Here is a 12,023-nt window from a genome sequence, read left to right on the forward strand (position 1 = left end):
GGTACTCAAGACACGGTAGAAAGTGTGCTGGACCTTCACGACCGAGAGGGGGCGCGGCAGCGCGATTCCGAAAACCGGCGTCATGGAATCACGGAGACCGCGTCACGGTTGTGTAGGCAAGGAGAGGGGCGTGAGGCAGATGGTGGAAGCGATCACGGCAACGTACGTCCAAGAGGACGCCGACTGGGCGATCACGGTCAGCGGCCGCGGCAAGGAGCTGACCGCCCGCGCACCCGGCATCATCGCCGCGCGGGACCGGGCCGACCAGCTGGTCGAGGAGCTCGGAGGCGACGGCAGGAACACCGTCGTGCACCTGCTCAACGGCAGCGCACTGGACTTCACCCAGACATACATGACCGCCCGGCTCACCCTGCCCAAGCAGGCGCCGCTCGAGGTCCCGCCGCCCGGCAGCGTGCCGAAGCAGCAAACCATCGAGAAGGCACCGGCCACTACTCCGGCCGCCGCCGAGAAGAAGCCCGCGTTGCCGCCGAGCAAGCAGCTCCCCAAGGCAGTCGAGGAGAGCAAACCGGCCGCCGAGCCGGCCCCCGCCGCCGAGAAGACGGCCGAGGCCCGCGCCTAGCGCTACTTCAGCAGCTTGCGCACCAGCAGGACCAGCACGAGGATGCCCCCGCCGATCAGCGGGAACTTCACCTTCGGATTGTCCAGCTTGGCACGCAGGCCGTCCTTCGCCGACTCCGCCAGCTTCTTCGGGTCGGCCTTGACGGTCAACTGATCGAGCGTCGCGGCCAAAGCCGTCCTGGCCTGCTCGATCTCACGCTCGATCGTCTCGGGATCGCGGGCCACGTGTCCTCCTCGCCGCAGTGACTTCCAGAGCCCCAACTTAGACGACCGCCCCACCCCCGCCGCAGGGGCCACGCCGCACGCTACGCTTCCAAGTGCTGCGGGCCCGTAGCCCAATTGGCAGAGGCACACGGTTTAGGTCCGTGCCAGTGAGAGTTCGAGTCTCTCCGGGCCCACCCGCCGCTCGCGAGACCCTGCTCGGCGCTTCGCGCCTCCGCGGGCCTCCCTCGCTTCGTCGTATTTCCTGGGGGTGCAACCCCCAGACCCCGCCCGGCGGGCTTCGCCCCCGGACCCCCTCCGTGGGTGGTCGCCTTTGGTCTTTGGCCGCCGGTCTGCTTCGCCCCCGGACTCCTCCGCGGGTGGTCGCCTTTGGTCTTTGGCCGCCGGTCTGCTTCGCCCCCGGACCCCCTCCGTGGGTGGTCGCCTTTGGTCTTTGGCCACCGGTCTGCTTCGCCCCCGGACTCCTCCGTGGGTGGTCACCTTGGGGTTTGCGGCTGCCAGTTTTCGTGTGCGTAGGCCGTCAAGGTGCGTGGTTTCTTGCCTGTCAGGTGCTCGAAGTCTTTCGTGACCTGGCTGGATGCTCCTTGTCGGACTTGCTCGAACAGGTGCAGCATGTGGTCTACCCATGCTTCCGGGCGGCCGGACTTTGCGAAATGGGCGCGGTGCTCTGGCGGTGTTGCGTCCACGTGGTGGATCGGGCGGCCTGATGTCTTCGCCAGGACCTCTGCCACCTCTCCGAATGTCAGTGAGTCCGGGCCTGTGATGGTGTAGGCGTGGCCGTTGTGGCCCTCATTGGTCAGGACTGTTGTGGCCGCGTCTGCCAGGTCGCGGGTGTCCGTGAATGCTGCACGGCCTTCGCCGCTTCCCGCGTACAGCTCGTTGCTTTCGCGTAGTGCCTTGGCGAAGACCCACTCGTCCTCGTCGAAGTTCTGCATGAACCAGTTCGGGCGCAGGATCGTCCAGCTCGTGCCTGAGTTCTGGACGGCTAGCTCGACTGCTCTGCGCGGTGCGCGGTTTGGGGTTCGGTCTACGCCTGCCGCGGACATCAGGACCACGCGTTGTGCCGCCGGGAACGCGGCGAGGAAGCGTGTGAAGATCGCCGCCGCGTCGGTGTTGCTGTCCAGTCCTTTGAGGAACAGCGCCTCTGCGTCGCCCACTGCCGGGGCCCAGGTTGTTTCGTCGTACCAGTCGAACTTCACCGGGGTTACCGAGCCGCTTGCTTTGGCGGGGTGACGGCTTGCCGCCCGGACCGGTATGCCCGCTGCCGTCAGCGCCTGCGTCACGCGTCGGCCGGCCTTGCCTGTCGCGCCTTCGATCCACACTGTCATCTCTTCAAGCTAGACACGGTTGGCGAGACGGTGAATGGCTCAAAAGCGCGTTGTGTTGTCCCAGCGTCTTGCTAGGGTGAAGTGGTGGACGTGCTCGCGGATGTGCTCGGGGCGTTGCGCGCCGGTACGCCTGTTGCTGCGCACACCGAGGCGCACGCGCCGTGGGGCCTGCGCTTCGACCACACCACCGGTGCCGCCTTCCACGTCGTGCTGGCGGGTACGTCGTGGCTCACCCCGCTGCCCGGGGGCCCGAAGTTCGAGCCGGTCGAGCTCGGTACGGGTGACGTCGTCCTGCTCGGTCGCGGTGTTCCGCACGCCATGACCTCCGCGCCCGGTGCGGCCCTCGTCGACTTCCGGCCTACCCGGCCTTCGCCGGCCACGCCCTTCGGCCGCGTTTCGCTCCCCGGGCCCGGTGCCCGCGCGACGATCCTCTGCGGCGCGTACCGGTTGCGGCGGCACCGGCCGCACCCGCTGCTGCGGGACCTGCCCGAGGTCATGCACCTGCCCGCCCTCCCCGGACACCACCCGGGCCTGCGCACACTGGTCCGGCTCCTCGGCGACGAACTCGCCGCGCACCCGCCCGGGGCCGCCGTGGTCGCGCCCTCGCTGGTCGACGCCCTGCTCGTCTACATGCTCCGCGCGTGGCTGAGCGAGACCGCCGGGGCACCGGGGTGGTCGGGCGCCCTCGCCGACCCCGTGACGGCCCGGGCGCTGGACGCGATCCACGGCGATCCGGCCCGGGCGTGGACCGTCGCGGAGCTCGGCGCCGCGGCGGGGCTGTCGCGGGCCGCGTTCGCCCGGCGGTTCACCACCCTGGTCGGCGAGCCGCCGCTGACCTACCTCACCCGCTGGCGGATGACGACGGCCGCGCGGCTCCTCCGCGACACCGACAAGCCCCTGGCGCAGGTGGCCACGGCCGTCGGATACGGGTCGGCGTTCGCCTTCGCCAAAGCCTTCCGGCGCGAGTACGCGACGACCCCCGGCGGCTACCGCGGCGGCGCGCTCAGCTGAGTGCGACCGAGATGTGCGGCGCCAGCGCGCGCAGGAAGTCCGGCGCGTCGAAGATCTCCCCCGCCGACGCGACACCCTTCGCCTTCGTCCGTCCACTCAGGACCCGGTCCACCGCTTCGACGGCGAGCGGCGCGCTGACCGCGTAGATGTCCTCGCCGCGGGCGACGGCCCGGCGCTCCTCACCGCCGGAGCGGACGACGACGTCGACCACGAAGCTCTCGGCCGAATCACGCTCACCGGCCGCCGCCAGGCCCTTCGCCGCGTCGACCGTCATGTACGACGTCACGGACGGAACCGCCAGGTGACGCGGGATCGTCACGATGTCGGCCATCGAGAACTCGCCGAGCACCGGCCGGACGCCGAGCGGTTCGGGGAACGTCCACTCCAGCGTCGGCAGCGCGTCGTCGCGGTGCTCCAGCCGGCCGTCCGCGAACCGGATGCGCTTGCTGCCCCGGCGTTCCCGGGACACCCGGCCGGCCGCGAGGGTGCCGGGCGTGGGGTGCCAGCCGCTCAGCCCGTACGCGACGTGGACCTCCTCGGCCGCCGTCCAATCGCCCATCGCCGCGGTGGCCAGCAGGTCGCCCAGCCCGCCGAAGAACGCCATCGCGGGCACCACCACCGTGTCCACGTCCAGCGCGAAGGTGTCGAGATTGGCTTCGATCTCGGCCGCGACGTCCACGTACGGAACGCCGGCTCGCGCCGCCGCTTCGACGACCGGGATGGCCGTCTCCGCGAACGGGCCCGCGCAGTTGATCACGGCCGCGACGCCGTCGAGCGCCCGGTCGAGCGACGCCGGGTCGTCGACCGAAGCCGGCCGTCCACCCGGCAACCGGGCCGCGTCACGGCCGGAGAGGATGGGCTCGAAGCCGCGTCTGCGCAGCTCGGCCACGACGAAACGTCCTGTGTGCCCGTAGGCGCCGTACACCAGTACCGAAGTCATGACGCCATCCTCGCGACGGTTCCGCGCCGGCGACAGTGTCCGGAACGACGTGATGCGTACACTTTCGGACATGCACGCAGTCGCGCTGGCCGCCACCGACGGGATGCTGTCGTTCGAGCTGACGATCGCGTCCGAGGTGTTCGGCGAGGACCCGCGATACGACTTCGCCGTCTGTGGCTCGGGTCCGGTGCGGGTCGGCCGCTTCGTCCTGGAACCCGACGACGGGCTCGACCGGCTGGCGCACGCCGGCACGGTGATCGTGCCCGGCTGGGCCGACGTCGACGCGGACCCGCCGGCCGGCCTGGTCGAGGCGGTGCGGGCGGCGCACGCGGCCGGCGCGCGGGTGGCGTCCCTCTGCACGGGCGCGTTCGTGCTGGCCGCGGCGGGCCTGCTGGACGGCCTCCGGGCGACGACGCACTGGGCGCACACCGACGTCCTCGCCGCCCGGTTCCCGCGGGTGACGGTGGACCCGGACGTGCTGTACGTGGACAACGGCAGCGTGCTGACGTCGGCGGGCAAGGCCGCGGCGATGGACCTGTGCCTGCACCTGGTCCGCGCCGACCACGGCCCGGCGGCGGCCAACGCGGTCGCCCGCCGCCTGGTGGTGCCGCCGCACCGGGCGGGCGGCCAGGCCCAGTACGTGTCGGCCCCGGTCCCCGCCCGCGACGACCACCCGCTCGCGGCGCTGCTCCCGTGGATCACGGCCCGCCTCGACCAGCCGCTGACGGTGGCGGACCTGGCCAGGCAGGCCAAGGTCAGCGCCCGCCACCTGACCCGCCACTTCCACGCGGCGACGGGCACGACACCGTTGCAGTGGCTGCTGGTCCAGCGCATCCGCCGCGCGCAGGAACTGCTGGAGAAGACGGACGCGGCAGTGGACACGATCGCGTCGGCGGTCGGCATGGGCACGGCGACGACGTTGCGCAGGCACTTCAACCGGACGGTCGGCGTGCCCCCGGACACCTATCGGCGGACGTTCCGCGGTTAGGGTCCGGCCACCGTTCGGCTGTGCGCGAAGTCAGTAGCGCGCGTCGCTCTGCAGCAGCGGCGGGTACACAGTGGACGGTTCGCCGTCGACCGTCGTGCCCGCGAACTGCAGCATCGCGCGCTGGGCGCCGTGCATCGGGGCCGGGTAGTCGAGCGTCGGCGCCGAAACCTCGTCCAGGCGCGCCAGGTCCGAGGTCGAGAGCGTCACGTCCAGTCCCGCGAGGTTGCCGGTCAGGTGCTCCAGCCGCCGGGCGCCGACGATCGGGACCACCGTCCCGGGCCGCGCCCGCAGCCACGCCAGGGAAACAGCCGCCGAAGTCGTCTCCAAAGCCGAAGCGATCGAAGCGACGACGTCGATCACGGCGTACTCCTCTTCGGACGGACCGCCCACGAACGCCGCGCGCGCGGAGTCCGGCGTGGCGGTGTCACGCCGGTACTTGCCCGACAGGAAGCCGTTCTTCAGCGGGCTCCACGGCGTCAGCGCGATGCCCTGGTCGAGCGCGAACGGCGCCAGCTCCCCCTCCACCGTCCGCGCCAGCAGCGAGTACTCGACCTGCAGCGCGACCAACGGCGTCCAGCCCCGCAGCAACGCCGTCGTCTGAGCCTGCGCGGTGACCCACGCCGGGGTGTTCGAAAAGCCGACGTACCGGATCTTGCCCGCGCGCACGAGGTCGTCGAGGGTGCGGAGGGTCTCGTCGATCGGCGTGTGGCGGTCCCAGTTGTGCAGCCAGTACAGGTCGAGGTGGTCGGTCCGCAGCCGCCGCAGGGACTCGTCGAGCTGGGCGATGATCGACGCGCGGCCCGCGCCGCCGCCGTTGGGGTCGCCCACGTGCATGTTGCCGAAGAACTTCGACGCGAGCACCACGTGCGAGCGCAGGCCCGGCCGCGCCGCGAAGAAGTCGCCGAGGATCTTCTCCGAGTGGCCGTTCGTGTAGAAGTTGGCCGTGTCGACGAAGTTCCCGCCGGCGTCGAGGTAGGTCTGCAGGATCTTCTCGGACTCCTCGACGCTGCACCCCGCGCCGCCGGGGTCCTCGCCGAAGGTCATCGCGCCGAGGGCGAACGGGCTGACGCGCAGCCCGGAGCGGCCGAGGGTGACGTAGTGGTCGAGTGGCATGTAACTCTCCTCAGGTGTCGGATTGACCACCACCAGGAAACCGCGAAACCCCAGTTCAGCGGTAGATCGATCGAAGCGACCTCTTGCACGATCCTCTCGGCTTCGATTGTTTTCGGCAAACCGGTGTGCTTTCCTGGCGGAGTGCTGACCGAGCTCCGCGACCTCGTCGCCACCCACGCGCGCGCCGACCTGCGCACACCGATCCCGGGCCTGCTGCTGTCCGAAGTGGACACCAGCGAGCCGCACCACTCGCTGGCCGAGCCGCTCCTCGTCGTCATGGCCCAGGGCGGCAAGCGCCTGCTGCTCGGCGAGCAGGTGCACGAGTACCGCGCCGGGCAGTACCTGCTGGTCAGCACCGATCTGCCGGTGACCGGCCACTTCGTCGGCGCGACGCCGGAGACGCCGGCCCTGGGGCTGGGTCTCGCGCTGCGGCCCGCGGCCATCGCCCCGCTGCTGCTCGAAGCCCCGCCCGACCGGTTCTCGCGCACCCCGCCGGCGTCGCCGATCGCGACCGGTGACGCGAGTCCCGAACTGCTCGACGCCGTCGTCCGGCTGGTGCGGCTGCTCGACCACCCCGCCGACGCACGCGTGCTCGCGCCGCTGATCGAGCGGGAGATCCTCTGGCGGCTGCTCACCGGCCCGCACGGCGGCCTGGTCCGGCAGATCGGCTTGGCCGACAGCGGATCCCACTCGATCAACGGCGCGATCCGGTGGATCCGCGAGAACTTCGCCGAGCCGATGCGGGTCGACGAGCTCGCGAAGCTGAGCGGGCTGAGCCCGTCGGCGTTCCACCGGCACTTCCGCGCGGTCACGGCGATGAGCCCGCTGCAGTTCCAGAAGCGCATCCGCCTGCAGGAAGCCCGCTCGCTGCTGCTGGCCGACGCGGGTGACGTCGCGGGCGTCGGGCACCTCGTCGGCTACGACAGCCCGTCGCAGTTCAACCGCGAGTACCGCCGCCTGTTCGGCGCCCCGCCCGGCCAGGACGCGGCGCGGCTGCGCGCGGCCGCCGCCCCGGCCGCGCGGCTTCCGTGAGGTCCGATCCGTTCAAGACCCGCGGCCGGGCCGGTGCGACGCTGACCGCATGGCTGTGAACCTTTCCGCGGCGGCGTCGTTCATGGCGACGCACGCCCGGCTCCTCGACCGACGCCGCTTCGAGCTGCTCAGCGGCGAAACGAACGCCGACGCCGTGCTGGCGGCCGTCGACGGCTACCGCAATCCCGACGGGGGCTACGGCTGGGGCCTCGAGCCCGACCTGCGGGCGCCGGAGAGCCAGCCCGGCGGCGCCCTCCACGCCTTCGAGGTCTTCGAAGAGGCCGGACCCACCCCGCACGCGGCCCTCCTCTGCGACTGGCTGGCTTCGGTGTCCACGCCGGACGGCGGCCTGCCCTTCGCCCTGCCCGTGGCGGATCCGGCGGGCTGCGCGCCGTTCTGGGTCCAGGCCGACCCGGCGGTGGCCACGCTGCAGAGCACGGCGTTCGCCGCCGGTGTCGCCCTGCGCGTCGCCCGCCGTGACGGGGCCGTGCGCGAACACCCGTGGCTCGCCGCGGCGACGGAGTACTGCTTCCGCGAGATCCGTGCCCTGACCGAGACGCCGCACGCGATCGTGCTGTCGTTCGCGGTCGGCTTCGTGGACGCGGCCCACGACTTCCACGCCGAGGCGGCGACGCTGCTGGACCGGCTGGCACCGTTCGTCCCACCCGACGGCCTGGCCCCGGTGGCGGGCGGATCGGAGGGGGAAACCCTGCGCGCACTGGACTTCGCGCCGCTGCCGGACCGCCCGGCCCGCGCGTTGTTCAAGGACGCCGTGATCGACGCGGAGCTGCAGCGGCTCGCCGGCGAGCAGCACGACGACGGCGGCTGGCGGGTCGACTTCGCGAGCTATTCGCCCGTGGCGGAGCTCGAGTGGAGCGGCTACGCGACCGTCCGCGCGGTCTCGATCCTGCAGCGCAACGGAGTGCTCTGAAGATCTACACGAGTGACGTCGGCGCTCACCCGCCCGTGGCACGTCAGGTCACGGGCGGTGAGCGGTCACGCGCCTTCCGGTAGCCGCGGCCATACCCGTACTGTGACGGGGAAGCCGGTGCCCGGAGGTGAAGCATGTCGTCGCGCAACCCGTTGAGCTGGTTCACCCGCTGGGCCGACTGGTTCGAGGAGCGCGGCGTCTACGTGCCCGGCGAGGAGAGCCGCGCGGTCGACCCCGTCCGCGATTTCGGCTGGCTGATGGCGTCGTGGGTGGCCGGCGTGGCGATCTTCATCCTGCTGTTCGCCCTCGCGGTTTAAGTGGCATATCGCCGATGATTGTCACGACCCGTGCCTTTCCGGTCACGGATTGGCCACGGCGCGGCACCAGGTGCGCGACAACCCCCCGTGTCCGCTCGTAACCACGCGCGATCACGGCCAGAGTGGAGCGGGTTCGCCCGGCACGCCCCGTTGCCGAACGGCATCCCCGACCCGCCGACTGGAGTACCCGCGATGGCGCTCGCGCGCACGTGCAAGATCATGTTCACCACAGGACTGCTTTCCCTGGCGGTGGCGTGCGGGGTCCCTTCGGCGCAGGAGGGCACCGCGGCGCTCGGGGCGGGTGGCGGGCAGGCGGGCGCCAGCGCGGCGCAGGCGGGCAACGACCTCAAGTTCGGCGCCGACCACCGGTTCCCCAGCGGCGTCACCATCTCGGTCGGCTCGCCGGAGTCGTTCAAGCCCAGCGCTTCGGCCTACCCGCGCAGCCCGCGCGGCGCGGCCTTCGACGTGCAGCTGACGAACGACGGCGACACGACGTACAAGCTCTCGGGCCTCACCGTCACCGCCACCTCGGCGGGCACCCCGGTCAAGCAGGTCGTGGACACGACCCAGGGGTTCACCGGCATCGCCGACGCGGGCAAGGACGTCGCACCCGGCCGCTCGGTGCACGTCACCCTGGCTTTCGCGGTACCGCAGGAAGCGACGCAGCTGCGGCTGCAGATCCGGCCGAGCGCGACGGAAGCCGCCGCGGTCACCTACTGCGGTCCCGCCTGACCTTGCCAATCCGGCTGAAAGCAGGCGGATACGTTTCGCGGCCGGCCAGCGCAAGGCGCCGGTCTCCGCCGTGACTGCTGTCGGATCGGCAACAAACAGCACAGTAGGCTCGGGGCCATGACCGAGCGACTTTCCCCCGGCGACGAAGCCCCGGACTTCACCCTGCCCGACAGCGAGGGCAAGGACGTCTCGCTGCGCGACTTCCGCGGCAAGTCCGTCGTCGTGTACTTCTACCCGGCGGCGAGCACCCCGGGCTGCACCAAGCAGGCGTGCGACTTCCGCGACAACCTCGCCGAGCTGAACGACGCCGGTTACCAGGTGATCGGCATTTCGCCGGACAAGCAGGCGAAGCTCGCGAAGTTCGTCGAGAACGAGAAGCTGACGTTCCCGATGCTGGGCGACCCGGAGAAGAAGGTCATCGAGGCGTGGGCCGCGTACGGCGAGAAGAAGAACTACGGCAAGACGTACCAGGGCGTGATCCGCTCGACGTTCGTCGTCGACCCCGACGGCAAGATCGCCCACGCCTTCTACAACGTCCGCGCGGCCGGCCACGTGGCGAAGCTGATCCGCGATCTGGGCCTGGCTTCCTGATCACCCGCCCGGCACCACCGGTCGGCAGCCCGAGGCCGCTGCCGCCGGTGCCCGGCTAGCTCTCCGCCAGCTCCCGCAACGCCGGCAGCAGCGCCCGCAAAGCCCGCCCCCGGTGGGAAACCGCGTCCTTCTCCGCCGGCTCCATCTCCGCCGACGTCCGAGACTCCCCGTCCGGCCGGAAGATCGGGTCGTAGCCGAACCCGTTCGTCCCCCGCCGCGAACGAACCATCGTCCCCCGCCACTCGCCGCGGACCACGGTCTCCTCGCCGGACACCAGCACCAACGCCGCCGCGCAGACGAACTGCGCGCCGCGGCGCTCGTCCGGGACGTCGCCGAGCTGGCCCAGCACCAGGTTCAGGTTCGCCTCGTCGTCGCCGTGCCGGCCCGACCAGCGCGCCGACAGCACGCCCGGCATGCCGTTCAACGCGTCGATCGCGATGCCCGAGTCGTCGGCGATGGCCGGCAACCCGCACGCCGCCACCGCGTCACGGGCCTTCGCCACCGCGTTGCCCTCGAAATCGGGCGCGGTCTCCGGGGCCTCCGGGAACGCGGGGACGTCCGCGAGCCCGAGCACCTCGATGCCGGAAATGCCTTCGGCAGCAAGGATTCGCCGCAGCTCCCCGAGCTTCTTGGCGTTGCGCGTGGCCAGAAGCAGCTTCGTCACTTCGAGCCCTTCTTCTTGTCCGGACGCGGTTCCGGCAGCTCGCCCGGGTACGGCAGCGCGAGCGCCTCGTTCTGCAGCCGGGTCAGCTCTTCGCAGCCGGCCTGGGCCAGGTCCAGCATCTTGTCCAATGTGGACCGGGCGAAGGTCGCGCCCTCACCGGTGCCCTGGACCTCGATCAGCGTGCCCGCGTCCGTCGCCACCACGTTCATGTCGACCTCGGCGCGCGAGTCCTCCTCGTACGGCAGGTCGAGCCGCACGCGGCCGTCGACCACGCCGACGCTCACCGCGGCCACCGACGACGAGAGCGGCTGCGGGTCGTTGAGCCGGTTCGCCGCGCCCAGCCACGTGATCGCGTCGGCCAGGGCCACGTAACCACCGGTCACCGCGGCCGTGCGGGTGCCGCCGTCGGCCTGGATGACGTCGCAGTCGATGACGATCGTGTTCTCGCCCAGCGCCGCCAGGTCGATGCAGGCGCGCAGCGAACGGCCGATCAGCCGCGAGATCTCGTGCGTGCGCCCGCCGATCCGGCCCTTCACCGACTCGCGGTCACCACGCGTGTTGGTCGCGGACGGCAGCATCGCGTACTCGGCGGTCACCCAGCCGAGCCCGGACCCGGCCCGCCAGCGCGGCACTCCCTCGGTGACGCTCGCGGCGCACAACACCCGGGTGTCGCCGAATTCGATCAGCACCGACCCCGCCGGCCACCGCTGGAACCCCCGGGTGATCTTGATGTCACGGAGCTGGTCGTCGTTCCTGCCATCTTTTCGAGCCACGGGAGCACTCTAGGACCGGCCGCTCAGACGTCGTAGACGGCACCCTGCTTGACGACCTCGGCCCCCGGGAACTCCGCCGACGCCTCGGCCAGGACCGCGCCCGCGTCCGTCCACGGCGCGATGTGCGTCAGCAGCAGCCGCCCGACGCCGGCCTCGCGCGCCAGCTCGCCGGCCTGCTTCCCCGACAGGTGCACGCCGGCCGGCCGCTCGGCCGAATCCGTCCACGACGCCTCGGCCAGCAGCAGGTCGACGCCGTCGGCGAGCTCGTTCAGCGCCGTGCACGGTCCGGTGTCGCCGGTGAACGCGAGGATCCGGCCGCCGTAGGAGATGCGCACGCCGTACGCCGGAGTCGGGTGGTCGACCTCGACCGCGACGACCTCGAACGGCCCGATCCGGAACGGCTCCGGCCGCAGCGGGTGGAAGGCGTAGACGTCGGTGAGGTCCGTGATGGCCCGTTCGGCTTCGTTGGGCGCGTACGCGTTCGCGAGCCGCAGAGGCGCGTCGTGCGGTGCGTACAGCGGCAGCAGGCGCGGGCGCGCCGGGTACGGCGGCGCCGGGTGGTAGCGCCGCAGGACGGTGAGCGCGCTGACGTCGGCGCAGTGGTCGGGGTGCAGGTGCGTGAGCACCAGGGCGTCCAGGTCGAACGGGTCGGCCACGGCCTGCAGCTGCGCCAGCGTTCCGTTGCCGAGTTCCAGGCCGAGCAGGAAGCCTTCCGCCTCGACCAGGTATCCGGACGCGGCGGTGTTGGGCCCGGGGATGCTGCCGGAGCACCCGAGGATGGTCAGTCGCACGTCGCCACCCT

The 12,023-nt window shown here is 71.6% G+C and carries 15 protein-coding genes and 1 tRNA gene; 9 read left to right on the forward strand and 7 right to left on the reverse strand.

Annotated elements, in window-relative coordinates:
• The first annotated feature begins 139 nt into the window (after positions 1-139).
• Complete coding sequence (locus ACZ4TR_RS21290) at positions 140-580, forward strand: hypothetical protein (RefSeq protein ID WP_465288971.1); 441 nt, start codon at positions 140-142, stop codon at positions 578-580.
• A 2-nt stretch (positions 581-582) separates the two neighbouring features.
• Here the strand turns inward: ACZ4TR_RS21290 and ACZ4TR_RS21295 are convergent, their stop codons facing one another.
• Positions 583-804 carry a DUF3618 domain-containing protein gene (locus ACZ4TR_RS21295; protein WP_364520638.1) on the reverse strand — a complete coding sequence of 74 codons (222 nt, stop codon included), beginning with the start codon at positions 802-804 and terminating at the stop codon, positions 583-585.
• A gap of 99 nt (positions 805-903) precedes the next feature.
• On the opposite strand from ACZ4TR_RS21295, the gene ACZ4TR_RS21300 reads away from it, so the two are divergent.
• Positions 904-977: transfer RNA gene (locus tag ACZ4TR_RS21300), tRNA-Leu, on the forward strand.
• A 300-nt stretch (positions 978-1,277) separates the two neighbouring features.
• On the opposite strand, the gene ACZ4TR_RS21305 is transcribed toward ACZ4TR_RS21300, so the two are convergent.
• Positions 1,278-2,129: an NAD(P)H-binding protein gene (locus ACZ4TR_RS21305; RefSeq protein ID WP_465288647.1), complete on the reverse strand. Its 852-nt coding sequence runs from the start codon at positions 2,127-2,129 to the stop codon at positions 1,278-1,280.
• Positions 2,130-2,213: 84 nt separating this feature from the next.
• On the opposite strand from ACZ4TR_RS21305, the gene ACZ4TR_RS21310 reads away from it, so the two are divergent.
• Positions 2,214-3,140 (forward strand): AraC family transcriptional regulator, encoded by a 927-nt coding sequence (locus ACZ4TR_RS21310; RefSeq protein ID WP_465288648.1) that lies wholly within the window; start codon positions 2,214-2,216, stop codon positions 3,138-3,140.
• Here the strand turns inward: ACZ4TR_RS21310 and ACZ4TR_RS21315 are convergent.
• The gene (locus ACZ4TR_RS21315) at positions 3,133-4,080 is read right to left on the reverse strand and encodes a saccharopine dehydrogenase NADP-binding domain-containing protein (protein ID WP_465288649.1); all 948 of its coding nucleotides are present in this window, start codon (positions 4,078-4,080) and stop codon (positions 3,133-3,135) included. The two genes, ACZ4TR_RS21310 and ACZ4TR_RS21315, sit on opposite strands and share 8 nt — an antisense overlap.
• A gap of 70 nt (positions 4,081-4,150) precedes the next feature.
• Here ACZ4TR_RS21315 and ACZ4TR_RS21320 point away from each other — a divergent pair, with 70 nt between their 5' ends.
• Positions 4,151-5,068: a helix-turn-helix domain-containing protein gene (locus ACZ4TR_RS21320; RefSeq protein WP_465288650.1), complete on the forward strand. Its 918-nt coding sequence runs from the start codon at positions 4,151-4,153 to the stop codon at positions 5,066-5,068.
• 30 nt (positions 5,069-5,098) lie between these two features.
• Here the strand turns inward: ACZ4TR_RS21320 and ACZ4TR_RS21325 are convergent, their stop codons facing one another.
• On the reverse strand, positions 5,099-6,181 hold the full coding sequence (locus ACZ4TR_RS21325; RefSeq protein ID WP_465288651.1) for an aldo/keto reductase: 1,083 nt from the start codon (positions 6,179-6,181) through the stop codon (positions 5,099-5,101).
• 141 nt (positions 6,182-6,322) lie between these two features.
• Here ACZ4TR_RS21325 and ACZ4TR_RS21330 point away from each other — a divergent pair, with 141 nt between their 5' ends.
• The 5 genes from ACZ4TR_RS21330 to bcp all read left to right on the forward strand — a co-directional run bounded on the left by ACZ4TR_RS21330 (position 6,323) and on the right by bcp (position 9,784).
• On the forward strand, positions 6,323-7,213 hold the full coding sequence (locus ACZ4TR_RS21330; RefSeq protein WP_465288652.1) for an AraC family transcriptional regulator: 891 nt from the start codon (positions 6,323-6,325) through the stop codon (positions 7,211-7,213).
• A gap of 49 nt (positions 7,214-7,262) precedes the next feature.
• The gene (locus ACZ4TR_RS21335) at positions 7,263-8,144 is read left to right on the forward strand and encodes a hypothetical protein (RefSeq protein WP_465288653.1); all 882 of its coding nucleotides are present in this window, start codon (positions 7,263-7,265) and stop codon (positions 8,142-8,144) included.
• A gap of 134 nt (positions 8,145-8,278) precedes the next feature.
• Positions 8,279-8,461 carry a hypothetical protein gene (locus ACZ4TR_RS21340; RefSeq protein WP_329055806.1) on the forward strand — a complete coding sequence of 61 codons (183 nt, stop codon included), beginning with the start codon at positions 8,279-8,281 and terminating at the stop codon, positions 8,459-8,461.
• Between the two features lie 192 nt (positions 8,462-8,653).
• Complete coding sequence (locus tag ACZ4TR_RS21345) at positions 8,654-9,193, forward strand: DUF4352 domain-containing protein (RefSeq protein ID WP_364520630.1); 540 nt, start codon at positions 8,654-8,656, stop codon at positions 9,191-9,193.
• 117 nt (positions 9,194-9,310) lie between these two features.
• The gene (bcp, locus tag ACZ4TR_RS21350; protein WP_465288654.1) at positions 9,311-9,784 is read left to right on the forward strand and encodes a thioredoxin-dependent thiol peroxidase; all 474 of its coding nucleotides are present in this window, start codon (positions 9,311-9,313) and stop codon (positions 9,782-9,784) included.
• Between the two features lie 55 nt (positions 9,785-9,839).
• Here the strand turns inward: bcp and rdgB are convergent, their stop codons facing one another.
• The 3 genes from rdgB to ACZ4TR_RS21365 are packed head-to-tail and all read right to left on the reverse strand — an operon-like array spanning position 9,840 to position 12,012.
• Positions 9,840-10,448: an RdgB/HAM1 family non-canonical purine NTP pyrophosphatase gene (gene rdgB, locus ACZ4TR_RS21355; protein ID WP_465288655.1), complete on the reverse strand. Its 609-nt coding sequence runs from the start codon at positions 10,446-10,448 to the stop codon at positions 9,840-9,842.
• Positions 10,445-11,221: a ribonuclease PH gene (gene rph / locus ACZ4TR_RS21360; protein WP_364520627.1), complete on the reverse strand. Its 777-nt coding sequence runs from the start codon at positions 11,219-11,221 to the stop codon at positions 10,445-10,447. The genes rdgB and rph overlap by 4 nt, the downstream gene beginning before the upstream one ends.
• Before the next feature lie 23 nt (positions 11,222-11,244).
• Positions 11,245-12,012, reverse strand: a complete 768-nt coding sequence (locus ACZ4TR_RS21365; RefSeq protein WP_465288656.1) for an MBL fold metallo-hydrolase — start codon at positions 12,010-12,012, stop codon at positions 11,245-11,247.
• Positions 12,013-12,023 lie beyond the last annotated feature (11 nt).

The organism is Amycolatopsis sp. NPDC028719, assembly GCF_055565395.1.